General features: G+C 42.3%; 23 protein-coding genes (1 of these 23 running past the window's edge). 1 reads left to right on the forward strand and 22 read right to left on the reverse strand.

From position 1 onward, the window contains the following. Positions 1-31 precede the first annotated feature (31 nt). From ACX4JR_RS10665 to ACX4JR_RS10715, 11 genes are all read right to left on the reverse strand, one after another. On the reverse strand, positions 32-463 hold the full coding sequence (locus ACX4JR_RS10665; protein ID WP_476058047.1) for a biotin/lipoyl-containing protein: 432 nt from the start codon (positions 461-463) through the stop codon (positions 32-34). 37 nt (positions 464-500) lie between these two features. Further along, on the reverse strand, positions 501-716 hold the full coding sequence (locus ACX4JR_RS10670) for a hypothetical protein (RefSeq protein ID WP_476058048.1): 216 nt from the start codon (positions 714-716) through the stop codon (positions 501-503). A 41-nt stretch (positions 717-757) separates the two neighbouring features. After that, on the reverse strand, positions 758-2,296 hold the full coding sequence (locus tag ACX4JR_RS10675) for an acyl-CoA carboxylase subunit beta (protein WP_476058049.1): 1,539 nt from the start codon (positions 2,294-2,296) through the stop codon (positions 758-760). A gap of 20 nt (positions 2,297-2,316) precedes the next feature. Beyond that, positions 2,317-2,718 carry a methylmalonyl-CoA epimerase gene (mce, locus tag ACX4JR_RS10680; protein ID WP_476058050.1) on the reverse strand — a complete coding sequence of 134 codons (402 nt, stop codon included), beginning with the start codon at positions 2,716-2,718 and terminating at the stop codon, positions 2,317-2,319. 105 nt (positions 2,719-2,823) lie between these two features. Then, the gene (locus ACX4JR_RS10685) at positions 2,824-3,219 is read right to left on the reverse strand and encodes a cobalamin B12-binding domain-containing protein (RefSeq protein WP_476058051.1); all 396 of its coding nucleotides are present in this window, start codon (positions 3,217-3,219) and stop codon (positions 2,824-2,826) included. A gap of 24 nt (positions 3,220-3,243) precedes the next feature. After that, on the reverse strand, positions 3,244-4,914 hold the full coding sequence (locus tag ACX4JR_RS10690; protein WP_476058052.1) for an acyl-CoA mutase large subunit family protein: 1,671 nt from the start codon (positions 4,912-4,914) through the stop codon (positions 3,244-3,246). 16 nt (positions 4,915-4,930) lie between these two features. Further along, positions 4,931-5,800: a succinate--CoA ligase subunit alpha gene (gene sucD, locus ACX4JR_RS10695; RefSeq protein WP_476058053.1), complete on the reverse strand. Its 870-nt coding sequence runs from the start codon at positions 5,798-5,800 to the stop codon at positions 4,931-4,933. An 18-nt stretch (positions 5,801-5,818) separates the two neighbouring features. Next, on the reverse strand, positions 5,819-6,931 hold the full coding sequence (gene sucC, locus ACX4JR_RS10700; RefSeq protein ID WP_476058054.1) for an ADP-forming succinate--CoA ligase subunit beta: 1,113 nt from the start codon (positions 6,929-6,931) through the stop codon (positions 5,819-5,821). Between the two features lie 154 nt (positions 6,932-7,085). Continuing rightward, positions 7,086-7,643: a Fe-S-containing hydro-lyase gene (locus ACX4JR_RS10705; RefSeq protein WP_476058055.1), complete on the reverse strand. Its 558-nt coding sequence runs from the start codon at positions 7,641-7,643 to the stop codon at positions 7,086-7,088. Positions 7,644-7,673: 30 nt separating this feature from the next. Beyond that, positions 7,674-8,516, reverse strand: a complete 843-nt coding sequence (locus ACX4JR_RS10710) for a fumarate hydratase (RefSeq protein WP_476060531.1) — start codon at positions 8,514-8,516, stop codon at positions 7,674-7,676. A 225-nt stretch (positions 8,517-8,741) separates the two neighbouring features. After that, positions 8,742-10,472, reverse strand: a complete 1,731-nt coding sequence (locus tag ACX4JR_RS10715) for a sigma-54 interaction domain-containing protein (RefSeq protein WP_476058056.1) — start codon at positions 10,470-10,472, stop codon at positions 8,742-8,744. A gap of 182 nt (positions 10,473-10,654) precedes the next feature. Here ACX4JR_RS10715 and lexA point away from each other — a divergent pair, with 182 nt between their 5' ends. Continuing rightward, positions 10,655-11,263, forward strand: a complete 609-nt coding sequence (gene lexA, locus ACX4JR_RS10720; RefSeq protein ID WP_476058057.1) for a transcriptional repressor LexA — start codon at positions 10,655-10,657, stop codon at positions 11,261-11,263. 4 nt (positions 11,264-11,267) lie between these two features. Here lexA and ACX4JR_RS10725 read toward each other — a convergent pair whose 3' ends face one another. From ACX4JR_RS10725 to miaB, 11 genes are all read right to left on the reverse strand, one after another. Then, positions 11,268-12,182, reverse strand: a complete 915-nt coding sequence (locus ACX4JR_RS10725; protein WP_476058058.1) for a selenium metabolism-associated LysR family transcriptional regulator — start codon at positions 12,180-12,182, stop codon at positions 11,268-11,270. After that, entirely contained in the window at positions 12,179-13,435 is a 1,257-nt protein-coding gene (locus ACX4JR_RS10730; protein WP_476058059.1) for a methionine gamma-lyase family protein, read from the reverse strand. Before ACX4JR_RS10730 ends, ACX4JR_RS10725 begins: the two co-directional genes overlap by 4 nt. Continuing rightward, positions 13,425-14,360 carry an AAA family ATPase gene (locus ACX4JR_RS10735; protein ID WP_476060532.1) on the reverse strand — a complete coding sequence of 312 codons (936 nt, stop codon included), beginning with the start codon at positions 14,358-14,360 and terminating at the stop codon, positions 13,425-13,427. The genes ACX4JR_RS10730 and ACX4JR_RS10735 overlap by 11 nt, the downstream gene beginning before the upstream one ends. 145 nt (positions 14,361-14,505) lie before the next feature. Next, positions 14,506-14,754, reverse strand: coding sequence for an RNA chaperone Hfq (gene hfq, locus ACX4JR_RS10740; RefSeq protein WP_476058060.1), 249 nt, complete (start codon positions 14,752-14,754; stop codon positions 14,506-14,508). A gap of 28 nt (positions 14,755-14,782) precedes the next feature. Further along, complete coding sequence (gene miaA / locus ACX4JR_RS10745) at positions 14,783-15,769, reverse strand: tRNA (adenosine(37)-N6)-dimethylallyltransferase MiaA (protein WP_476058061.1); 987 nt, start codon at positions 15,767-15,769, stop codon at positions 14,783-14,785. Positions 15,770-16,157: 388 nt separating this feature from the next. Further along, on the reverse strand, positions 16,158-18,008 hold the full coding sequence (gene mutL / locus ACX4JR_RS10750; RefSeq protein WP_476058062.1) for a DNA mismatch repair endonuclease MutL: 1,851 nt from the start codon (positions 18,006-18,008) through the stop codon (positions 16,158-16,160). A 12-nt stretch (positions 18,009-18,020) separates the two neighbouring features. Then, the gene (locus tag ACX4JR_RS10755) at positions 18,021-19,376 is read right to left on the reverse strand and encodes a histone deacetylase family protein (RefSeq protein WP_476058063.1); all 1,356 of its coding nucleotides are present in this window, start codon (positions 19,374-19,376) and stop codon (positions 18,021-18,023) included. Then, positions 19,376-21,058, reverse strand: a complete 1,683-nt coding sequence (locus ACX4JR_RS10760) for a hydantoinase/oxoprolinase family protein (protein ID WP_476058064.1) — start codon at positions 21,056-21,058, stop codon at positions 19,376-19,378. The genes ACX4JR_RS10755 and ACX4JR_RS10760 overlap by 1 nt, the downstream gene beginning before the upstream one ends. 93 nt (positions 21,059-21,151) lie before the next feature. Next, positions 21,152-23,752, reverse strand: coding sequence for a DNA mismatch repair protein MutS (mutS, locus tag ACX4JR_RS10765; RefSeq protein WP_476060533.1), 2,601 nt, complete (start codon positions 23,750-23,752; stop codon positions 21,152-21,154). A gap of 95 nt (positions 23,753-23,847) precedes the next feature. Further along, positions 23,848-24,231: a YlbF/YmcA family competence regulator gene (locus ACX4JR_RS10770; protein WP_476058065.1), complete on the reverse strand. Its 384-nt coding sequence runs from the start codon at positions 24,229-24,231 to the stop codon at positions 23,848-23,850. An 81-nt stretch (positions 24,232-24,312) separates the two neighbouring features. After that, positions 24,313-25,473 carry the 3' portion of a tRNA (N6-isopentenyl adenosine(37)-C2)-methylthiotransferase MiaB gene (miaB, locus tag ACX4JR_RS10775; protein WP_476058066.1) on the reverse strand. It continues 216 nt past the right edge of the window, so 1,161 of the gene's 1,377 nt are visible here — the last part of the coding sequence; its start codon lies beyond the right edge, outside the window; the stop codon is at positions 24,313-24,315.

The raw sequence follows: 25,473 nt of genomic DNA on the forward strand, positions 1-25,473 counted from the left end.
CCATTTTTTATTATAACGTATTAAAATTTTTTTACCCAATAACTACTAACAGGTCACCGTTACTTACAGCTTGGCCCTTTTCAACTTTTACTTCTTTTACGGTTCCGGCGACAGGTGCAACAATTTCATTTTCCATTTTCATGGCTTCCAAAATTACGAGAACATCGCCCTTGTTCACCTGATCACCTACCTTCACCCGCACATCGTTTATATTTCCCGGCATGGGAGCCGTAACACTACCTGCCCCCTGAGGGGCGGCAGGTTTTGGCGCTTCGAGCTTTTGGGGTTCCGGCTTCGGCTCTGCAGTAACTTGATTGGCAGCCGGTTTCGAAACAGCCGCAGGCGGCGCGACAGGTGGCGGTGCCGTATTTGAATGTACTACCAGTGAAGGTTGATTTGTGGAAATTTCTTCCACATCCACTTCAAAAACCTCACCATTAACCACAACTCTGAACTTTTTCATCCATACCCCTCCTTATTGAACCTAGGCCCTAATCAATTTACAAACTATTGAAGTCTATACTAAGATCGCGTCCCAATATTTGCTTAATCAATCCTGATTTTTTCCAGGGTGACATTTTATCCTTCCGGCGTATCCCGACAATCCGGTCCCCAGGTGATAAATAGCCACCTGCCGCCAGGGCAGCAACAATGACAGCAACTGTTGATGGCTTTGCGCTGGCACCCACCTTATTAATCTCCGGAATAACACTCAACTCTAAAAACCTCCTTCCACCTCTGTGGTGAGGTAATCCTCTTATAAAGGAATATTTCCGTGCTTCTTCCGTGGCCGATCAACACGCTTACCATCCAGGGCCTTAAGGGTCTCTATAATCTTCTTGCGGGTATCCCGCGGATCTATAACGTCATCAATGTAACCCCGTGAACATGCCACGTACGGATTAGCAAATTTATCGCGGTATTCCTGAACAAGTTCAGCTCTCTTTTCGGCAGGATTTTCAGCATTTTTAATCTCATTCCGGTAAATAATATTAACTGCTCCTTCAGGTCCCATCACTGCAATTTCGCCTGTCGGCCAGGCGTAAACCATATCCGCCCGCAATGAACTACTACACATAGCCAAATATGCTCCGCCATAAGCCTTTCTCAGGATAATGGTAATTTTGGGCACTGTAGCTTCTGAATAGGCATAAAGCATTTTTGCACCGTGACGAATAATACCGCCAAATTCTTGAGCCGTACCAGGCAGGAATCCCGGTACATCCATAAAGGTTACCAGGGGAATATTGAAACAGTCACAGAAACGGACAAATCGTGCTATCTTATCGGAAACGTTTATGTCCAGGCAACCTGCCAGGTAATCCGGCTGGTTAGCTATAATACCCACTGACCTGCCACCGATTCTGGCAAAGCCAACGACCCCGTTACGGGCATAATCGGCCTGAACCTCGAAGAACTCACTGCGGTCCACTATTAAATTTATAATGCGCTTGACATCATAGGACATATTTGGATGATCCGGTATAATCTCCAAAAGCTCCTCCGGATTGCCTTCGGGCTCCGATGGCTCGTATACCGGCGGTTCTTCCAAGTTATTGGAGGGCAAGAAACTGAGCAGCTGTTTTATCATGGCAAAACAATGTTCTTCATTCTCGGCAGCAAAATGGGCTACACCGCTAACCTGGTTATGTGTATTTGCCCCTCCCAGCTGTTCCATGGTAATTTCTTCCCCGGTTACCGCTTTAATTACCTGCGGCCCGGTGATAAACATTTGACTGGTACCTTTTACCATAAAAATGAAGTCCGTAAGGGCAGGAGAATATACGGCACCTCCGGCACAGGGGCCCATAATAACAGAAATTTGCGGAATCACGCCAGAAGCGATGGTATTACGGTAGAAAATTTCACCATAACCGTTTAGGGCATCAACTCCTTCTTGAATCCGGGCACCACCGGAATCATCAAGACCAATAACCGGGACACCTGTACGCATGGCCAGGTCCAAAACCTTACAAATTTTCGCCGCATGTACGGCTCCCAATGAACCTCCGGCAACGGTAAAGTCCTGGGCGAATACGTAAACTTTACGCCCGTTGATGGTTCCGTAACCGGTTACAACACCTTCACCGGGATTTTTCAAATCATTTTTAATATCAGAGTTACCGGCAAAAACATTAATTTCATTAAAGGAGCCCGGGTCCAGCAGCATATCAATACGTTCCCTGGCAGTTTTCTTGCCGGCATCATGCTGCTTTTGTATACGCTTTTCTCCGCCGCCAGCTTTAATTATATCCCTTAATTTTTTCAACTCTTCTAATTTTTCCCGCATACTCATTTTTTCCAGACCTCCTATTTTTAATCACGCTCACATAGCTCTACCAGTGTTCCAAAGGTCGCCTTGGGATGAAGGAAAGCAATTTTGGCTCCGCCGGCCCCTTTGCGGGGCTTTTCATCTATGAGCCTAATCCCCTTAGCCTTTAATTCTTCAAGTTTTTGTTCCAAATTATCCACTCGAAAAGCGATATGCTGGATTCCTTCACCATTTTTCTCTATAAACTTTGCAATGGGTCCATCGGGAGTGGTACTTTCAAGTAATTCAACTTCACTGTCACCGGTTGGGATAAATGCCACCTTTACTTTTTGCTCTTCTACTACTTCTGTTTCCGTAACTTTCATGCCCAGCACATCTTCATAAAACTTAATTGCGGCATCCAAATTTTTAACCGCAATCCCCACATGATCTATCTTCTTAATCATTTTTTACCCCCCTTATAAGTAAGCTTATACAATTTTTAAATCTATTTTTTTAAATTCTGCGGCAGGCATATAAAATACCTCCCGCAGAATTTTAAGATTAAGTTATCATCCTTTCACGTTTTCCTTAATATAGTTTATAATCGTTGAGGTAGGTGTGCCGGGACCAAAAACTTCCGCAATACCAGCCTTTTTTAGTCCTGGAATATCCTCATCGGGAATAATCCCTCCGCCCAAAACCAAAATATCCGATGCATTTTGTTCCCTCAGCCCTTCAACAACCTCCGGGAAAAGATCCATGTGAGCACCAGACAGGCAACTCAGGGCCACCACTTGTACGTCTTCTTGCAGGGCAGCTTCTACAATCTGCTGGGGCGTTTGCCGCAGCCCAGTATATATGACCTCCATCCCCGCATCGCGCAAAGCTTGAGCAATAACTTTTGCTCCCCTGTCGTGGCCGTCCAGCCCGGGCTTGGCCACCAATACGCGAAGTTTTTCGCTCATTTACTTCTCCTCCTTAAATAAAGGCTAGAAAACAATCTGCTGCTGGTATTCTCCAAATTCTTCCCTCAAAACACCGCAAATTTCTCCCAGTGTAGCATAAGCTTTTACAGCCTCAATAAAGTAAGGCATAAGGTTTTCGTCGCTATTGGCAGCCTTACGCAAGTCATTTAAGACTTTTTCAACTTTAGCATTATCCCGTTCAGCACGTAACTTTTCTAGTTTTTCCTTTTGTCGCTTACCAACTTCGGGATCTACCTTGAGCAGTCCCTCTGGTCTGGCGGTTTCCAGCTGGAATTTATTCACTCCGATAACAACTTTCTTCCCGCTTTCAATGTCTTGCTGGTACCGATAAGCACTCTTTTGAATTTCCTTTTGCATAAACTCAATGGCTTTAGGAGCTCCGCCAAGTTCATCGATTTTCTCAATATATTCCATGGCCTTTTTCTCAATTTCATTGGTAAGTTTCTCCACAAAGTAAGATCCACCCAGCGGGTCCACGGTCTCAGCAACGCCAATCTCATAGGCTATCACTTGCTGTGTACGTAGTGCAATAAGTACTGAATCTTCACTGGGCAGGGCCAGGGCTTCATCCCTGGAATTGGTATGCAATGACTGAGTGCCTCCCAGGACAGCACTAAGGGCTTGGAAAGCAACCCGCATAATATTCACGTCAGGTTGCTGTGCCGTCAGTGTGCATCCCGCCGTTTGAGTATGGAAGCGTAACATCATCGACCTGGGATTCTTAGCTCCGAAACGTTCTTTCATAATTTTAGCCCACAGGCGCCTTGCAGCACGGAACTTAGCTATCTCTTCAAAGAAATTCAAATGGGCATTAAAGAAAAAGCTAAGCCGCGGGGCAAAATCATCAACATTCAATCCCGCATCCAATGCAGCCTTAACGTAGGCTATTCCGTCAGCCAGCGTAAAGGCTACTTCTTGAACGACAGTGGAGCCCGCTTCCCTGATGTGATAACCGCTAATACTAATTGTATTCCATTTCGGAACATTATCCTTACAATAGGCAAAAATATCAGTAATTAATCTCATTGATTCCTGGGGCGGGAAAATATAAGTGCCCCGGGCGATATATTCCTTGAGAATATCATTTTGAATGGTACCGCTTAATTGCTCCGACTTAACCCCTTGCTTTTCTGCCAGGGCAATATACATGGCCAGCAATATAGCCGCCGGAGAATTAATGGTCATGGATGTACTAACTTTATCCAGCGGGATTTGGTCAAAAAGGGTTTCCATATCCCAAAGTGAATCAATGGCAACCCCTACTTTACCTACCTCGCCCTTGGCCAAAGGATGATCAGAATCATACCCTATTTGAGTGGGCAAATCAAAAGCCACACTTAATCCAGTCTGCCCCTGTTCCAGTAAATAGCGGAAACGCTTATTGGTTTCTTCCGCTGATCCAAAACCGGCATATTGCCTCATTGTCCATAGCCGGCCGCGATACATGTTGGGTTGAACGCCCCGTGTATAGGGGTAACTTCCCGGAAATCCCAAATCCCTTTCATAATCCAGGTCCTCAATGTCATTGGGAGTATAAACGGTATTAATAGTGATATCCGAATCGGTTTTAAACTCCGGCTGCCGCTCAGGACGCTTTTCGGTTACCTTCTGCAACTTCTCCCTATAAGCCTTTTCACTTTCCCGGATTTTTTCCAGTTTATCGCGTTTGAACAAGGCTGATCCTCCTTTCTTATTTCAAAACTTGTTTTACCAATCCGGGCACTTCAAAGGGTAACGTGGCCACTTGTACTCCAACAGCCTGTAACGCCTCCACTTTACCCTGAAAAGTTCCTTTCCCACGCTCGATAATTGCACCGGCATGACCCATTCTCTTTCCTGGAGGAGCACTTTTACCGGCAATGTATGCAACTACCGGCTTACTCATATTTTTCTTGATATATTCCGCTGCCTGTTCTTCAGCATTCCCACCAATTTCACCAACCATTACCACCACTTTGGTTTCCGGATCTTTTTCAAATTTCTCCAAAACATCAACAAATGATAAACCTACAGCCCGGTCTCCGCCAAGCCCTACCACCGTAGACTGGCCCAAACCATTACTGGTCAGATTTCCAACTATTTCATAGGTAAGAGTTCCACTACGGGCCACCACGCCAACCGGGCCGGGTACAAAGAATTGGTTGGGAGGAATACCAATTTTACATTTGCCGCAAGACACTATACCAAAAGTATTAGGACCAATAACAGTAACTCCCTTACTTCTGGCCAAGTTCACTATTTCCATTTCATCATGTACCGGAATATGTTCCGTAATTATAACCAAGACTTTTACTCCCGCATCAATTGCCTCAAAGGCCGCGTCCTTAGCAAAAGGTGCAGGAATAAATAAAACTGAAGCATCTATCCTGCGATTTTGCACTGCTGCAGTCATAGTATCATAAACGGGCACCCCTTCAACTTCCTGGCCACCTTTTCCGGGAGAAACGCCTGCAACAATTTTTGTTCCGTAAGCAAGCATTTGCTTGGTATGGAACCGACCCTGATTTCCCGTTATACCCTGGACAGCAACATTGGTATTTTCATCAATAATAATTGCCACCGGTCAACAACTCCTTTTCTAAGCATTCTTAGCCAATTCCACAGCTTTTTGAGCTGCTTCATGCATTACCTTATAAGCTTCAACTCCATTTTCTTTAAGTATTTTAACGGCTTCCTCTTCGTTGGTACCAACCATCCGAATTACCACTGGAACCGGTATTTCCCTTGAATTCTTAACTTTAACAAAAGCGTTAGCAACGTCATCACACCTGGTAATACCACCAAAAATATTTATAAATATGACCTTCGGGCTAGTAGCGAGAAGCAGCTCAAGGGCTTGAGCTGTTTCTTCCATGCCGGTACCGCCACCGGCATCAAGGAAGTTGGCCGGAGACCCTCCGTAATATTGAATGGTATCCAGAGTTCCCATGGCCATTCCTGCACCATTGGCCATTATGGCAATATCTCCATCCAGTTGAACAAAAGCAAGTCCTAATTCATGAGCCTTTTTTTCAATATCGGTACGTTCTTCAACCATCGGCACTTCCTTTTGTCTGTACAGCGCATCATCATCTACGGTCACTTTTGAATCTGCTGCAATAAGCCTTTCTCCGCTAATAACCAACGGGTTAATCTCTACCAACTCGGCATCCTTTTCCTTAAACATCTTATATAACGCAGGGAGTAACTTGTTTAATTCCTTTGCCAGCGTACCGGTAAGTCCCAATCGCCTGGCCACTTCCCGAACAACGTAGGGATAGACTCCAACAAATACGTCTATATGCTTTTTCAAGATTTTTTCTTCCGGTACTTCTTCGATGTCCATACCTCCCTCGGCAGAAGCAATAAGTACAGGCTTTTTCGCTGCACCATCCACGGTAATGGAAAGATATAACTCCTTATCGATCTGCAATTTCTCTTCTACCAACAACTTTTCTACTTTATAACCCTGAACGGTCATCCCCAGGATTTCTTCAGCAGCAGCACGGGCTTCATCGGGGGTTTCGGCAAATTTAATTCCTCCCCCCTTACCCCTTTTCCCCGAGAGAACCTGCGACTTTATAACCACCGCGCCCCCAATTTCCTTTGCCGCTTCAGCTGCTTCTTCTGGGGTGAAAACCACTCTACCCTTGGGTACGGTGATCCCATACTGTGAAAATAATTCTTTACCCATATATTCAAATAACTTCACAAAACTTTCCTCCCTTACTAATTAAGGTAAAAAAACCGGGTATACAAAACATTTAAAATACTTCTAAATATTTTATTTCTAGATATTAGAACATATTTCTTTAACCATTTAAAATTTCCTTCATAATAGCTACTCCAATATGCCTCTTCTTTTTTCACTTAGCTGCGTAAATCCTAATTCCCTCTTCATAAAGGTCACCACCCAGGGCATCATTAACCACAATTACAGGAAAATCTTCCACTACTAACTCGTGAATTGCTTCCGGCCCTAGTTCCGGATAGGCAACCACTTTACAGGATTTAATCCTTTTGCTTATTAATGCTGCGGCACCGCCGACTGCTGCAAAATAAACAGCTTTATGCTGTTTCATGGCCTTTATAACTTCCGGACTTCTTTTCCCTTTACCTACCATTCCTTTAAGCCCCTTAGCAATCAGCTTTGGAGCATAGGCATCCATGCGACCGCTAGTTGTAGGACCTGCCGAGCCGATCACTTGACCTGGCTTGGCCGGAGATGGCCCGACGTAATAAATCACTTGATTCTCCAATTCAATTGGAAGTTCCTCACCTTTTTCCAAAAGCTCCACCAGCTTTTTATGAGCAGCATCCCTCCCTGTATACAATTTCCCATTAAGTAAAACCCTTTGACCAATACGTAACTTTTTAACTGTTTCACTGGTTAGAGGAGTAGTAAGTTTAACTATTGGAGTCAAGTAATTACACCTCCAAATAAATTTAAAATTCTATAATTCAATTTCTTTGTGTCTACTGGCGTGACAATTTATATTTACTGCCACGGGTAAACTGGCAATGTGTGCCGGATAAGTGTTTACGTGCACAGCCAGGGCAGTAGTCGTTCCACCAAGCCCCTGGGGACCGATTCCCAGCTTATTAATCTCTTCCAATAATTCTTTCTCCAATTGGGCAGCATACGGGTCTACACTGGCCTGTCCCACTGGACGCAGCAGTGCCTCTTTAGCCAACAGGGCAGCCTTTTCAAAGGTTCCTCCGATACCCACTCCTACAATAATGGGAGGGCAAGGATTTGGACCAGCTGCTTTAACGGTTTCAATAACAAAGTTTTTAACACCTTCAACTCCTTCCGCAGGCTTGAGCATTTTAATAGCACTCATATTTTCACTGCCGCCGCCTTTAGGAGCTACAGTTATTTTTAACTTATCACCGGGGACTATCCGGGTATGAATTACAGCGGGGGTATTATCACCGGTATTTTTTCTATCAAGAGGATGTCCTACAATAGATTTCCTCAAGTAACCTTCTTGGTAACCTTTACGCACACCTTCATTTATTGCATCTTCAAGACTACCGCCTTCAATTCGCACATCCTGACCCAACTCCAGAAAAACAACAGCAAATCCCGTATCCTGGCACATGGGAACTGATTCATCTTTTGCGATCCGAGCATTTTCTACCAATTGTTGGAGAATGTCTTTTCCAGTAACCGATTGTTCACTTTCGTAGGCATTTTTAATGGCATCAAGTACATCCTGTCCCAAATCATAATTGGCTTGCTGACAGAGACGGGCAACTGCGTCGATAATTTGCTCAACTCTGACTACTTTAATGACAATTCCCCCCTTTAAAAAAGTATCTATATTTTTACTAGTTAAGCAAAAATTATACCGGAATTTAATGTCATGCCAAATTAATATTGGGTATACAGTTCCAAAGATTATATATAAATATTGATTAATTATAAATAATCACTAATTTTTAATAATTATAACATATTATATTATTATTTTTGGAAATTTTTAGTCAAAAAAATTTAGAAAATATAAAACTTACTTCTAATTATTAGAATTTTCTACTTTTACTTTTTTTAATTTATTATATAGTGTAGCTAAGGAAATGTTTAAGGCCTGCGCTGCCCTTCTTTTTCCTTCTACTGTAGCCCCGAACTTAGCCATGGCCTTTCGTATTAAAATTTGTTCCATTTGATCAATTGGAATTAAATCTATATCTTTATCTGGCACTTCCCTGAGCTGACTGACATGCTGGATGAAGTGGTTCTTAGTAAGAATCTCATCATCAACGGTAACCATAACTCGTTCAATAAGATTTTCCAGTTCTCTAACATTACCAGGCCAATCATAACTATATAATATCTCCTCTGCATCTTTCGAGAGGCCTTTAACTTTTTTACCTAATTTCCTATTTAACTTAACGATTAAGTTATTAGTCAAAACAGATAAGTCTTCTTTACGGTATCTCAAGGGTGGAATATGTATCTCAACCACATTTAAGCGGTAATATAAATCCTCACGAAATTTACCTTGCCTAATCAATTCATGTAAATTCCTGTTGGTAGCAGCAATTACCCTCACATCAACTTTTATAGTCTCATTTCCCCCTACCCTTTCAAACTCCATTTCTTGTAAAACCCGCAAAAGTTTACCTTGCAAATTAGGATTCATATCTCCAATTTCATCAAGGAAGATGGTACCACCGTTAGCCAGCTCAAACTTTCCTATCTTAGATTTAACTGCACCGGTAAAAGCACCTTTAACATAACCAAAAAACTCACTTTCTAACAGGTTCTCCGGAATTGCAGCACAATTTACTTTTATAAAAGGCTTACCTCTTCTTGCACTAGCGCTGTGAATGGCATGGGCAAATAGCTCTTTCCCCGTCCCGCTTTCTCCTACCAGAAGCACAGTTGAATCACTCTTAGCAGCCCGTTCACCAAGTCGAATACATTTTTTTAGTTCCTGATTATTACCTAAAATATCTTTGAAGGTATATTTACTGGTTGCAACTTGACCAAATTTATCAGAAAGGGTTTCTATAATAGATGTACTTTGTTTCAATTCTTCCATTAATTTCATAATATCCGTAAAATGATTAAATACTACAACTGCTCCCCGAGTTTCACCATCAACAATAATAGGAGAAGCATTGCTAATAACTTCCGCATTACTTCCACCTACGGTGGTACGGTGACCAAAAATACGCTTACCCGTTTTTAATACTTTAGCTAAAGCCCCTTCAGGAGAAACATCGTATATATTTTTGCCGATGCGATCGGATGCTTTTATGCCCGTAATTTTTGTGAAGGCAGGATTTACATATTTTATTACACCTTTTTCGTCAACTACTTCAATAGCTTCTTGAACTGAGTTTAAGATGGTGGATAGCTCACCCTGGATCCTATTATATTCCAACAACCCTTCTTCTTGGAAGATAATTTCCAGCAGCTCAATCGCCCGCTTTTTCAAAATTATTATGCCGGGAAGGTTCATGTTGATTAAAATATTCTGAACTCCCGTTAATCCTGACAGCTCAATAACGGCATCTATACTTAACGAAGATATTTCTTCTAATTTATCAATTTCAGTAATAATCTTAACCTTTTCACCTAACATATCATGGAACATATCCTTCAAGGAACGATCATTTTTCTCAAGCAAATAAACTGCCATTACTTCCACTTTGCTTATCCTCAAAAGCCTGTTTACCACTTTATATCCCCGTTCATCCCCGGCAATAATAGCAATCTTAAATTTCTTCAAGAGCCCCACCTTCTTTAGGTAAAAATTTTTTATATTCAGACAAATTCAACAAATCTACTTTAATATCCTTCTAAAAAATAAAACCATATTAATTAACTAAAACTTAAATAAAAGTTTCGAACATACGTTTTACTAATCGTCTTATATGTGATATAATTTCTAAAAATAACTCAGAAAGGTTGTGTTATCTTATGTCCAAAGAACTAACCCCACGGGAAGAAGCTATCTTAAATGTAATTAAAGAAACGATTCATAAAAAAGGATACCCACCTTCGGTCAGAGAGATCGGCCAAAAGGTAGGCTTACGTTCCAGCTCAACTGTGCACAGTTATTTAAGGAGGTTGGAAGAAAAAGAAATGATTAGAAGGGACCCTGCAAAACCCAGGGCCATTGAAGTACTGGGAATGCCCAATGAACCCAATGAAAAGATTAATTGGGTTCCGATTGTGGGCCGCGTAGCAGCAGGATACCCTTTGCTAGCGATGGAAAACAGGGAAGGATTCTTCCCCTTACCCTCAGATTTCATAGGAGAAGGTGAATTTTTTATACTGAGGGTAAAAGGAGAGAGCATGACTGACGCCGGCATTTTCGATGGAGATTTGGTTATAGTAAGAAAACAGTCTACCGCCGACAATGGAGATATTGTAGTGGCACTATTGGAGGAGGAGGCTACCGTAAAAAGATTTTTAAAAGAAAAAGATCACGTAAAACTTAAGCCGGAAAATAAAAATATGGCTCCTATCATTATCCGGGATGTTACAATTCTAGGTAAGGTCATTGGACTTTTAAGGAAATTATAATAACTCAAAAACCTAACAATTCTAAAGTACGCCGGTCCTTAACATATTTAATAAAGGCCGTTGCGGCAAACCCTCCCCCTAAAGCCTGGGAATTGCGCACTAAATAAAGCTCCCTGCCAAGATAAAGTTCCATTATTTTAACCTCAATCACCCTGCCAAGTGCCAGGGGTTCCTTTGCCGCCCAGCGAGAAACAAAACTTATGCCCAAGCCGGCCTGAACAGCTGTGATTACCGACCGGGTACTGCCCACTTCCATAATAACCCGGCACTGCTCCAGAGAAATTCCCTTTTTTTGCAAACGATTTTCTATTGTCTTCCTGGTGCCAGAAGTGGCTTCGCGAAGGATCAGGGGATGGGTTAACAAATCTTCCAAGGGTATTTCCCTTTTATTTTGCCAATACGGGTCTGGTGGAGCAATTAAAATTAATTCATCATATATCCAGGGCTCACATTCCAATCCATTACCTTCCACAATGGTGCCAGTTACTCCCAAAGCAACCTCCATATTATTGACCCAGTTAATAACTTCACCGCTTCCGCCTATCCTTAGGTAAATCTTTATGCCGGGATATACCTTGTTAAAACCGCCTATAAAAAGTGGTAAAACATATTCTCCTGGAATGGTACTGGCACCAATATTAAGTTGCCCAATTTTTAGGCCTTTGAGATTATCCAAGTCTTCAATAACCTTGTAGTAATGCCTAAGTATTTCCTTAGCCGCGGGGTAAAGCAAACGGCCAGCTTCGGTAAGAATTACTTTTTTATCGCGCCTTTGAAACAAAGAAACTTGCAACTCGTCTTCAAGTGCCTTTATTTGAAAGCTTACTGCAGGTTGACTCATATATAATTTTCTGGCCGCCCGGGTAAAACTTTTCAGATCAGCAACCCATAAAAAAGCTTCTAATTGTTTCAAGTTCATAACCCGTCCCTTACTTCCAATACCTGTTTAGCGGCAGCCAAAGTAGCAATTTTAACATGCTCAAAAGTTAAGCCGCCTTGAAGGTATACCACATAAGGCGGTCTTATGGGTCCATCAGCAGTAAGTTCCAGGGACCCTCCCTGTATAAAAGTACCTGCCGCCATTACCACAGGATCCTCATAACCCGGCATGTCCCAAGGCTCAGGGCGAACATGACTGTCCACCGGGGAAGCCATTTGAATTGCTTGGCAAAAGGCCACAAGCCTTTCCGGCGAACCTAAGGTTACGGCCTGTACAATATCGGTTCGGTTTTCATAAAACAAAGGAGAAACCTTAAAATTCAACTTTTCAAAAAGCCTGGCCGCAAAAACCGCTCCTTTTAATGCCTGCGAAACTACAGAAGGGGCCAAAAAAATTCCCTGGAAAAACAGTCTTTGCCAGCCCAAAGTGGCCCCCACCTCACCACCGATCCCTGGAGCGGTTAAACGAGAGGCAACCATTTCTATCAGTTCTTTTCTTCCTGCTATATACCCACCTGTAGGTGCTAGCCCCCCTCCTGGATTTTTAATAAGGGAACCTGCTATTATATCCGCACCGACCATGGTCGGCTCTAACCTTTCCACAAATTCGCCGTAACAATTGTCAACAAAAACAATGGCATCCGGTTGCTTGGTTCTGACAAACTCAACAATTTTACCTATTGTTCCAATATCTAAGGATTTCCGCAAACTATACCCCCGAGATCTTTGTAGCATTACCATCCTTAAAGGTCTATCCAATGCCTTATTAATAGCCTCCCAATCAAGTTCTCCATTGGGAAGCAATTCCACCTGCTCATATTTAATTCCCCAATCTATTAAAGAACCTTTTACTCCTCCGGCTATACCAATCACTTTTTGTAAGGTATCATACGGTGCTCCGTTTACTGATAACAACCTGTCTCCGGGACGCAAAATTCCAAACAGACACAACGCAATAGAGTGGGTACCACTGGCAATCTGTCCCCTAACCAGAGCTGCTTCAGCCCCAAATATTTTAGCATAAATCTTTTCCAGAACCTCTCTGCCTTGATCATTATATCCATACCCGGTAGAACCTTTTAAATGATAATCTGAAACCCTGCAACTTCTGAAAGCACTTAAAACCCTTTCTTGATTTTCTAAGGATACCTCATTTAACCTGGCCAGTATCGGTTGGATTTCTTCTTCTACTTCTCGGGCTAGTTGTTTAAGATCATATTTACTACCTCTCATCCCATCCTCCCAAATCGTTAAAAGCATCCCGAGCCCTTAGTACATCTTTCCTGGTAATAGTCATAAGTTCCTCCCGGGTAAAATTCTTCTTTTCTACCAGACGCACTGCTTGTAAACGAATGGCCCGCTCCACGAGGTTGCGAACCAATCTTGCGTTCCCACTATGCTGGTGCTGTCTGGATCGCGCTTCAATGATTAATCTAAGCTCTTCCCGCCCTGCAGTATCCAGATAATATTGTCTTTTTTTCAACATTAAATCTGCAATACTTAAGAGTTCTTGAGTGGTATAATTAGGAAAATCAATATAAATTGGAAAACGGGAACGAAGGCCAGGATTAACTTCGATAAAACGTTGCATTTCCTTTTTATAACCTGCCAATATAACAATTAAATTATCTTTGTAGTCTTCCATCCCCTTTACCAGCGCGTCTATGGCCTCTTTGCCAAAATCCCTGCTCCCGCCCCTTGCCAGGGAATAAGCCTCATCAATAAATAAAATACCACCCATTGCTTTTTTTATCTGCTCTTTTGTTTTTTGAGCCGTATGCCCTATATATTCACCTACCAGATCAGCCCTTTCCACTTCTACCAAATGCCCTTTAGGTAAAATACCCAGTTCTCTAAAAAGTTTCGCTAGAATCCTAGCCACGGTGGTTTTTCCAGTGCCGGGATTACCCCTAAAAATCATGTGTAGCACCTGGGATTCAGTAGCTAAATTTTCCTTTTTACGATACTTTTGTATCTCTACAAAAGCGCAAATTTCTTCAATCATTTGTTTTACATTTCTTAATCCAACCAAACTGTACAGTTCTTCCTTAATTTTATGTAATTCCGTTTTGCCCTCATAAGAACCCCCGCTATAGTTATTGGATACCTGCTTAACAGAGCTTTTTTTTCGAGTACCATCTTTCCGGGAGGAACTCATAAAACTTTTTGTGTTGTTACGTAATTTAATACAAACCAAATTCTGTCACCTCGCCGGACCATACTTATTATAATTAATTATACGTCCGGCAAGTGTACAGCTGACCTAAAAATGAAGGCCCCTCCCACAGAGGGACTGCTTCCTGTTATTGGCTACTAGGTTTGGTTTCCGAAAACGAAGTGCCCACTGATCTCATAGGACTCACCGTTGAAATGGCATGCTTATAAACCATCATTTGCTTTCCTTCACTCTCAAGTATTACGGTGAAATTATCAAATCCCCGAACCATTCCTCTGAGTTGAAAGCCATTAATAAGATAAATGGTTACAGGAATGCTTTCCTTCCTAACCTGGTTCAAAAATGCATCTTGTAAATTTATTTGTGTCTTTGACATTACAGTACCTCCGTTGGAATATTTTTCATTAATGGTTCGACACGTCTTCGGTAACTCCTTCCGCGCTTCTGATAATTTCTAGGGCTATTTCCCGTGCATTATAGTAATCCTTTACATTAATCCATTTAATACGCGGGTCACGTCTAAACCAAGTTAGTTGTCTTTTGGCAAATCTTCTCGTATCCCTCTTTATTAAATATACAGCCCTTTCAAAGTTAATTTCACCTTTCAAAAAAGAAGCAATTTCTTTATATCCCAAGCCTTGCATGGATACTAAATGAGTATCATAACCCAGTTCCAATAATCTTTTAACTTCATCCACAAGCCCTTCATCCAGCATCTTTTCTACCCTTTTATTAACCCTATTATAAAGTTCCTCCCGGGGCATATACAATCCAAAAAGCTTAACATTAAACCGAGACTGATTGCGTTCATTAGCAGCAAAGGCCGACATGGGCTTTCCGGTCTTTTCATAAATTTCTAATGCCCTTATTATGCGTTTTTGGTCATTAGGGTGCAAGCGGGCAGCAGTGACAGGGTCTACCTGCTTCAACCGGTTATGCAACGCTTCGTTACCATGTTGAAGGGCATAACGCCTTAACTTGGCCCTTACTTCATAATCAATTCCTACTTCCCCAAATTTATAACCATATATTATGGAATTAATATACAATCCGGTACCCCCTGCCAAAATCGGTAATTTTCCACGCCTTAGTATGTCCTCTATGGCAGCCAGGGCCCTGGTTTGATAGTGAGCTACACTAAATTCCTCATCCGGCAAAACAATATCAATGAGGTGATGAGTCACCCCTTTACGTTCCTCCGGCTTGGGCTTGGCAGTACCTATATCCATATACTTATATATTAACATGGAATCGGCTGAAACAACTTCACCACCGGTAAGTAAGGCAACTTCTATTGCAACCTCAGTTTTGCCAGTTGCCGTCGGACCTAATATTACCAATAAAGTAGAGCGTTCTGTTACCATGGGCGCACCAACCTTTCCTCCAGCCAAGCGTCATACTGCATAGGGAAATATTTACCACCTGCTATCATATCAGCGCCCAAACAAATAAATTCCCCACCTTTCTTTTACCCTCAAGCTTCACTTTTGAATTATTGAAAAAATTCATTTTTAACCCTTTGCCGTCTTCCCTGTTATGTAACTTACCGCAATTAATCCGTAGCCAGGCCGGGGAAAAAATTAACGGTATTTGCCTGGATATAAGGTCCATCGCTTTAATCATTTGGTCAGTTTTCCCAGCCTTTACTCCTTTTATACACACAGGTAGCCTTTACCCGGAGAAAAACCCCCTTCTGCGCCAGTTTTCTTTTTGTCTATCAGATTCATGTGAAGTGGTAACTATAATAACTACCCTGTCGTTACCATATCTCTTCCTGCACTAATTTGTTCTTTTAAACATTTGTGCCAATTCCCGCTCTGTAATTTTTACGAGGGTGGGCCGTCCATGGGGACAAGTATAAGGTTCATTTGCCCGGGAAAGCTTTTGTACAATGGCATTCATTGCCTCTAAGGACAATTTCTCACCTGATTTTATAGCCGCCTGGCAAGCTAAACGGGTAACAACAGCCCGATTAAAATCTTCATAGCTTTCTTCCCGCCCGGTAACTGCCAATTCGTCAAGTAAATCAATAAATTGGTATACTGCTTTTTCTGTAGATAAATTCGCCGGGATACCCCGTAGTATATATGCCCCGCTTCCAAATTCTTCAAGAATAAATCCTAAAGTTTTAAAATTATTTAAATTCTCCTGTAAAACAGTTAATGCCTTATAATTTAATTCCAGGGGAACTGGTCTCAATAGCATCTGCGTATGATTTCCACCGTTATTAACCGAGTTTAAAAGTTCTTCGAAAATAATCCTCTCGTGTGCGGCATGTTGATCTAAAATATATAGGCCATCGGGACCACCGGCTATTATATAGGTAGGTAATAACTGCCCAATTACCTGTAAAAACGGAAAATTTGACACCTTCTCGTTAACTTTCGATCTAGTGTTAGCACAAGGTTGACTAAGGACCTCCTGTTCTTCTTTAACATTTACCGGCAGTAAAGTTTGGTCATTAATTTTTTGTTTATTTAATAAATCCCAATTTCCAATATCTATGCCTTCACCAATTTGCCCGGCTTCGAGCTCCAAGCTCCCTTGCCCGGCTGTACCATTGGCACTAACAGGTACATTTTGGACGTAATAATACTTTTTAGTGTTTGAGCGAATTTTATAATTATAATTTAGTATTAAATCTGAACTTTGCAAATGCTTCCGGATAGTATCTTTAATAAATCTGGCTATTTCATTTTCGTTATTAATTTTCACCTCCATCTTAGCCGGGTGAATATTTACATCTATCATAGCCGGTTCCAGTTCCAGAGAAAGTACCACTACCGGGTACCGTCCCGAAGGAATTAATCCACTGTACGCTTCTTCAATTGCCCGGTTGATAAATTTACTTCTTACATAACGGCCATTAACCGCAAAGGTTATATGGGAGCGGGTTTTACGGTTCAGGGAAGGTTTGCTAACAAAACCCGTTAAGCTGACATTTCCTTTTTCGGCCCTAATTTCAACCATTTCCCGGGTAACTTCAACCCCGTGCACAGAGGACACGACATCTATTAACCTGCCAGACCCGGGCGTACGAAAAATCACTCTGTTATTATGCCGCAATAAAAAACGCACCCCTGGCCGGGCAAGGGATATATTTTGCACCATATCTACCACCAGCCCTGCTTCCGTCCCTTTAGACTTTAAATGTTTACGCCTGGCCGGCGTATTATAAAATAAATCGGTCACCATAACGGATGTACCCGGAGAACATCCTACCGATTTAAGTGATAATACTTTCCCCCCCATGAGTTCAATTCTGTGCCCCACTGTCTCAGAGTGCATCTTTGTTTTTAAGACCAGGTGAGATACGGACGCAATACTCGGGAGAGCCTCTCCTCTAAATCCTAATGTTTTTAAAGAATAGAGATCCTCGGCACAGGTAATTTTACTGGTAGCATGACGGCAAAAAGCCAGGCTTACTTCTTCCTGGCTCATACCGCAACCATTATCAGTAACCGTAATACTCTCTTTACCGCCTTCCGTAATTTCTATTACAACCTGGTCGGCCCCGGCATCCAGAGAGTTTTCCACCAACTCCTTAACAACTGAAACCGGCCTTTCAACGACTTCACCGGCAGCGATTCGCCCAGCTGTTATATCATCCAGAATGCGTATTCTGCTCATAAATCGATACTCCTATCCTTCAGTACACCATTCCTGGTTTTTATCCCTATCGTAATTAAAACAAGTATCCAATGATTTATCCTGCATATAGACATAATCATATTGTTGCACTTTCTTTGCCTGGTGATATGCATCGTAGGCCTCTTGCTGACAAATACCACAAGCTGAAAATGGGAGGGAAACGGCATAAATTCGGATCGTTTCCCGATAGCTCCGCTCACCTTTTGAATCGATAAGGATATAGCCGGGACAGTTAGCACATCTTTTAACCCGTTCTATCTGTTCTTCTTCTATATAGTCAGTATCATAATAAATAAATTTCTTGCGTTGATAAAATCTTCCTTTTCCGAATATTTTATCTATATCGGCACTTTTACGCTTTTCCCAAACGTCAGCCAAGTAATTAACCGTCCTGTATACCTGGGAGGACCGCTCGGCATTTTCTGTAAAACGTCCCGGCCATAAATCCGGCTCTACAACATAAGAATAATCCAAGCCGGCAAGGGCTAAAATAATTGCCAGATTTAAATAAGGAAGAGCACTTTCAATGGCATAACCACCTTCCAGCACAGCCATATCAGGATTAAGTTTTTGGGTAAAATTGGCATAACCCCGGGCAGTAAACCGCATGCTGCCTAAAGGATCGGAATAATGATTATCCTGGCCGGCAGAGTTAATGATAAAATCCGGTTTAAAATCTTTGATAACCGGCAGTACTAGGTTATCCACAATATATTCTAACGTTTCGTCACCAATCCCCGGTGGCATGGGTATATTGAGCGTTGTGCCGTAAGCCTGGGGTCCTCCCAGTTCATGGGAAAAACCTGTTCCGGGGAAAATAGTTCTTCCGTCCTGGTGAAAGGAAATAAATAAGACATCGGGATCGTGGTAAAAAATATCCTGGGTTCCGTCGCCGTGATGAACATCAGAATCAACTATGGCAATACGCTTCAATCCATAACGCCGGCGCAAATATTCTACCAAAATGGCTTCATTGTTAATATTACAAAACCCCCTATTTCCATGTACAACCCGCATGGCATGGTGTCCCGGCGGGCGAACCATGGCAAAGCCGTTTTTTATTTCACCGGAAACCACTGCATCCCCTAGCTGAAGGGTCGATCCGGCTGCGATTAAATGGGCTTCGGTAACTTGGCTTTGAACCCTGGGAACACAAAAGTGAACCCTTGCTATATCATGCAGCGATGCCAGTCTAGGGGCATATTCTTTAATTTGCGAGAGATCCATGACTCCTTCTTCAAAAATTTGGTCCCGGGTATATAATAACCGCTCCTCCCGTTCCGGATGGGTAGGCGAAATAGCCCAATCAAAAGCAGGGAAAAAAATGAGACCGGTCTTTTTTTCCATTATTTAAGCTCCCCCCCTGCCCCAATGTGACCAAGAATACCTCTAGGTGTCTGTACTTGAATATCATAAATTTTACCGGTGGTTACCCAATTTCTAACCATATTAAAAACTTCCCGGCGAATTATTTCTACTTCTTCAATTTTTATATTCAATCCATATTTGTCGGCCCGTTTATGCAGCCACTTCGTAGCCAGTTCTAAGGCCTGTTTTTCCGTAAAATTGGCATCCTCCAATGAGCCCTGGTAACCTTCTTCTTCAATGGAATAATAACCCTGTTCGGTATCCGCCCTCAGTGTTACCTGTAAAGTAGGTAAAGCAACCGCGGCACCTATGGCATTAGCAACGGGGGCATAAGGAGGAATTACCGGATAAGCACCCAACTTAGCTGCGATTTGAGATATAAATCCGGCGGCGCCACCGCCAACACCAACTACCGTACTCGGCCGTTCCTTACGCTTTTGCAACACTTCCCAAACCCTGTATGCCGGTTCTTGTTCCCATTGGATGAACATGCGCTGGATTTCTTCGGCTATGGCATCTATTACCAGATTGCTCACCATATTTGCCACCTCCCCTGCACTCATATTGAGGGGAGAACCTAAACTTTCCATGGCTTCCCGGGCCCTTTCTTCATCACCGATCCTGGTTAAACCTAAAACCCGTAAGGCATCTGTAGGAGTTGGAAGAGGCCCGCCCAGGCAGTAAGGCGGTCCGAGCCTTTCGGAATAAATGATAATTTCCTTCCCAACCCTTTCAACTATGCTGTCTCCGCCCACCGGCACAGACTTAACAGCCAGTGCCCGAACGTGGGTAAGATTATCATCAATGGCAGCACCCTTGGAAGAAAGTAAAGGTCGGCCGCTTAAAATTAAGGCCAAGTCCGTTGTAGTTCCTCCTATATCCACCACTACCGAAGTTTCTCCGGGCGGCGTCAGAGCCTGAACACCAAGAGTGCTTGCCGCAGGACCGCTGTAAATAGTTTCAATGGGAACTCTAACAGAACATGCCAATGGCAATGTACCGCCATCAGCTTTCAAAATAAATACCGGAGCATCGATTCCCCGTTGAGAAAGGGCATTCAATACCGAATCGGCAAAAAATTCATACTTATCCCTGGTTGCACATGTTAATAGTGTTGACATCACCCGGCGGGGAAAATTTAGTTGTCCGGCAATCTGGTGTCCCATTTCTACTTGCCAGTCGGGATGATACCAGCAAACTCTGGCAGCAACTTCTTTTTCATGACGATTATTGCGGGAAGAGAATTTTCCCACCACGGCTACTTTTTTATATTCCTTAGCTGCCAGATCAACAATTGCCTCTTCAATTTCTTCCCGCCTTAAGGGAATGATTTCCCTCCCACGGTAATCCATGGCGCCCGAAATTATGTAAGTGTCGGTATCATACTTAAAATGGTTATGACTTAAACCGGGCCCGGGGATTAATATCAGTCCTACCGGGTCATATTTTTTTTCCATAATTAAATTGGTAATCATGGTGGTGCTTAAAACCACCCGCTCTATCAAATCACCGGGAACACCTTTCATTATTTTATCCAGTGCTTCTAACAAAGAGGAAAGAAGATCCTCTCTGGTTGGAACCTTGGCAGTGGCCCGCACCCACCCTTTGTCCAGTAGAACAGCATCGGTAAAAGTTCCTCCTACATCAATACCTATATACAAAAAATCCACCCCCAGCCCCAAGCACAACACAAAACCCACTGACCCTATAAGTCTAAATAAACAACTTATTACAGGAATTACTTTTAACTTTTATTACTTTATCATTATCTTTTTTATTACTTTATCATTATTTTTATTTATCAATATTTTTTGCCAGTTGGCAATTGTATTTAACGCTTCTAGAGGTGTCATTTCTATAACGTTTATTTCTTTTAATTGTTGCAGTATAGGGTGATTTTCATTAAGACTATTCCTTTCATTATTACTACATGCCTGCATTTCTCCAGCACAAGTAACTTCTTGCCTACTTCTTTGATTTTTTTCTAAAACTGTTAGTACTTCCCGGGCTCTTTTTAAAATTGCCTCAGGAATCCCCGCTAACCTGGCCACTTGGATGCCATAACTTCGATCAGCCTTACCGGGCACCAATTTGCGCAAAAAAACAATTTCCTCACCCTGCTCTTGAACCTGTATGGTATAGTTTTTTACTCCAGGTAAATATTCCAGGTCTGTAAGTTCGTGATAGTGTGTAGAAAAAAGGGTCCTTGCCTGGATTTTATCATGAATATACTCGACCATGGCCCGGGCCAGACTAATACCGTCATAGGTACTTGTTCCCCTACCTACCTCGTCCATAATAATCAAGCTTTTACCGGTGCCGTATTCCATTATGGTACGACATTCACTCATCTCCACCATGAATGTGCTTCTTCCCCCTGCCAGGTCATCAGCTGCTCCCACCCGGGTAAAAATGCGGTCCACAATACCGATAATGGCTTCATCGGCAGGAACAAAACTACCTACTTGAGCCATAAGAACAATCAAGGCAACCTGGCGCATATATGTACTCTTTCCTGCCATGTTAGGCCCGGTAATAATTGACAGAAATTCTTTTTCATTCATATTAGTATCATTGGGGACGAATTCCCCGGAACCCAACATCATTTCTACTACCGGATGCCGGCCTTCCTTAATAAATAAGTCTCTGGACTCACTTAAAACAGGACGGACATAATTGTTCCTAACGGCTGCCTCAGCCAAGGACAACAACACATCTACCTTTGCTATACATTCCGACGTATGCTGGAGGCGACCCACAGCATCTGCTACCTTATTACGTACCTCACAAAAAAGCTGGTATTCTATTTGTACCAGGCGATCTTCAGCCCCCAAGATGAGTTCCTCATACTCCTTCAACTTAGGTGTAATAAACCTTTCAGCATTAACCAAAGTCTGTTTCCTAATATAATCGTTTGGTACCTGCTTAAGATTTGCCCGCGTTACTTCTATGTAATAACCAAAAACTCTATTATATCCAATTTTAAGAGATTTGATTCCCGTTTTTTCCCTCTCTTTAGCTTCCAATTCCGTTAACCATGTTTTACCCTGCGTACTGGCCTTACGAAGACGGTCTACTTCATCGTTATACCCTGGTTTAATTATGCCTCCTTCCCTTACTGATAGAGGAGGTTCATCCATTATAGAATTTTCAAGCAATTGATATATATCTTCCAAGGGATCTATCTGACAGGAGATATCATCCAAAAGTTCGGCCCCTGAGTCTGCCAAAACATTTTGGAGTTCTGGAATAAGTTTTAATGATTGTTTCAAAGATATCAAATCCCGGGCATTGGCCGTTCCACTGGCTACCTTGCCACCCAATCTTTCCAGATCATATATTGGGCTTAAAATGTTATGTAGTGAATCTCGTAAAAAAATATTCTCTACTATTTTTTCCACCGCATCTTGGCGCCGGCTAATTTCTCGAATATCCATAAGCGGCTGTTCCAGCCAACTCCGTAACATTCTCCCCCCCATTGCCGTACGGGTAAAATCTAATGCCGATAATAAAGTGCCCCGCCGGCTGCCATCAATGAGAGAAGTGGTTATTTCCAAATTACGACGACTGGTGGCATCAAGTATCATGAATTGACCAGTTGAATAAATACCTATCTGGCCAATTTGAGCAAGTCTTTGTTTCTGGGTTTCATATAAATAAGCCAAAAGCCCTCCAGCTGCACAAATGGCCCCCGGATACTTTTCTATGCCGGTATGCTTCCACCCGGGGCCATAATGTCGTTCAAGGAGCTTTTTAGCCTGGGAAAGGGTACATGCCTCCGGGTCCAAAAAGGAAACCATAAATTTCCCGGTTTCCATACCTTGAAGTATGCCTTCATCAGAGAGCAAAACTTCTTTAGGCTGTAATCTAGTAAGCTCATCAAATAATGACTCTTTTGACCTTAATCCAGAAAATTGGGTGGCCATAAAGTGTCCGGTGGTAATATCTGCGTATGCAAGCCCCCAAAAATTAGCCAGTTTAACCACACATGCCAGATAGTTATATGATTTTTCATCTAAAAATTGTCCTTCCATAATCGTTCCCGGCGTTACCACACGGGTTACTTCCCTGCGAACAATTCCTTTTGATTCACCGGGTGACTCCACTTGTTCACAAATAGCTACCTTATAATTTTTTGCTATAAGCCTCGCAATATATGTTTCAGCAGAATGGTATGGTACCCCGCACATGGGAACCTTTTTACCGCCCCCGCCATCTCTGGCGGTAAGGGTTATTTCCAATTCCCGGGACGCTATTTCCGCATCTTGGAAAAACATTTCATAAAAATCCCCTAAACGAAAAAAGAGGATAGCATCCTGATAATTCTGTTTTATCTGCAAGTATTGCTGTATCATGGGAGTGTATTGCAAGCATATCACCCCTGGTATTATTATATCATAAAGGTAATTATTCCAAAAGATTAACCCCGGCCATCGCCGGGGTAATGTTATTAAGCATCACATCCGCCGTTACATGATGAGCAACATGAGTCACTACAAAAATGTTTATCCGAAATTGATTGGGCAATAATGTTATTGATTTCCTCCAAAAGCTTTTCAAACCTTTGTTGCGTTTTAATGTACCGGGCAATTAAAGGGTTATTAGTCATTTTTTGTTCCAATTCTTCTACTTCTTTTTTCTGACTTTCCGTTAATTCATGTCCTTGCTGCTGAATGAGGTAAAAAGTTTTTTGTTTTTCCTGAAACTCTTTTACTATAGCCTGGGCTTCCGGATCCTGCATTACGGCCAGTTGAGCACTTTTCATTTCCTCCAATTCTTTGGAACTGGCAATTTCATCCCCCAACTCCTTGGCCTTTTTTAAAATTGAAATCATGACATCCCTCCGTAATAAACTTATAAGGAAACATAAAGGCAACTAATAAATCTACATTTCAAAGCCTTTATAAAGGACATTCTATGAAAAAGCAACTTCTCCTTCCAGGTGGGTCAAGCTAAAATTAGTAATTCTCACCGGCACCAACTTGCCGGCTAAGTCATCACTGCCGTCAAATACCACCAACTTATTGGTTCGCGTACGGCCACTGAGCTTGTCTTCTCGGGTCTTGCTTTTACCCTCCACCAATATCTCATGTACTTTTCCTACTTCTCTACCATTGCTTTCTAGGGTAAAATGGTTTTGAATAGCTATCAACTCTTGAATTCGTTTGCTCTTAATCTCGTCGGGAACTTGATTGACCATTTTTGCAGCAGGAGTACCACGCCGCTTATTATAAACAAAAATAAAAGCCCCGTCGAATTTGACCCTTTTTACAAGATCCACTGTATCCTGAAAATCCTTTTCGGTTTCCCCGGGAAATCCTACAATTATATCAGTGGTTAGGGAAACATCAGGTATAAAGCTTGTAATTTTATCAACCAATTGCAAGTATTGTTCCCGGGTATAACCACGGTTCATGGCTTTAAGTATTGCGGAACTCCCTGCCTGAACCGGAAGATGTATGTGCTCGCATACCTTCTTAGTTCTCGATAATGTCTCAATTAACTTATCTGTAAAATCCCTGGGATGGGATGTCATAAAACGAACTCGCTGGAGTCCTTCTATATCTTCCAACATCAGTAAAAGATCAGCAAAATCAACATTTTGTCTTAAATCTCGGCCATAGGAATTGACATTTTGACCTAAAAGTGTAACCTCCTTAACACCCTGGGCAACCAAACTTTTAACTTCACTGATTATATCCAGAGGATCACGGCTCCGCTCACGGCCACGGACGTAGGGCACTATACAATACGTACAAAAATTATTACATCCATACATGATACATACCCATGCCCGTACTCCCGATACCTTTCTTTCAGGTATATTTTCCAATACCTCAGGTGCCGAAGACCAAACCTCAACCACCCGTTTCCTTTTTTCCAGTACTTGGGCAATAAGTTCGGGAAGCCTTTTAATGTTATGTGTACCAAAAACAATGTCCACATGTGGAAACCTTTCCCGTATTCTTTTACCCATCCCCTCCTGCTGACTCATACACCCACCTACAGCGATTATCATTTCAGGATTAGCTTCTTTAAGCTTACGTAACCTGCCAATTAAACCAAAAACCTTATT

The sequence above is a fragment of the Desulfofundulus sp. JL263-se genome (assembly GCF_056316025.1).

Coding starts and splice junctions, on each gene's coding strand:
- mce (WP_476058050.1), bottom strand. CDS start 2,718: ATGATTAAGAAGATAGATCATGTGGGGATTGCGGTTAAAAATTTGGAT.
- ACX4JR_RS10725 (WP_476058058.1), bottom strand. CDS start 12,182: ATGAACTTGAAACAATTAGAAGCTTTTTTATGGGTTGCTGATCTGAAA.
- ACX4JR_RS10730 (WP_476058059.1), bottom strand. CDS start 13,435: ATGAGAGGTAGTAAATATGATCTTAAACAACTAGCCCGAGAAGTAGAA.
- mutS (WP_476060533.1), bottom strand. CDS start 23,752: ATGATACAGCAATACTTGCAGATAAAACAGAATTATCAGGATGCTATC.
- ACX4JR_RS10770 (WP_476058065.1), bottom strand. CDS start 24,231: ATGATTTCAATTTTAAAAAAGGCCAAGGAGTTGGGGGATGAAATTGCC.
- ACX4JR_RS10685 (WP_476058051.1), bottom strand. CDS start 3,219: ATGAGCGAAAAACTTCGCGTATTGGTGGCCAAGCCCGGGCTGGACGGC.
- ACX4JR_RS10665 (WP_476058047.1), bottom strand. CDS start 463: ATGAAAAAGTTCAGAGTTGTGGTTAATGGTGAGGTTTTTGAAGTGGAT.
- mutL (WP_476058062.1), bottom strand. CDS start 18,008: ATGAGCAGAATACGCATTCTGGATGATATAACAGCTGGGCGAATCGCT.
- ACX4JR_RS10755 (WP_476058063.1), bottom strand. CDS start 19,376: ATGGAAAAAAAGACCGGTCTCATTTTTTTCCCTGCTTTTGATTGGGCT.
- ACX4JR_RS10735 (WP_476060532.1), bottom strand. CDS start 14,360: ATGAGTTCCTCCCGGAAAGATGGTACTCGAAAAAAAAGCTCTGTTAAG.
- ACX4JR_RS10675 (WP_476058049.1), bottom strand. CDS start 2,296: ATGAGTATGCGGGAAAAATTAGAAGAGTTGAAAAAATTAAGGGATATA.
- hfq (WP_476058060.1), bottom strand. CDS start 14,754: ATGTCAAAGACACAAATAAATTTACAAGATGCATTTTTGAACCAGGTT.
- lexA (WP_476058057.1), top strand. CDS start 10,655: ATGTCCAAAGAACTAACCCCACGGGAAGAAGCTATCTTAAATGTAATT.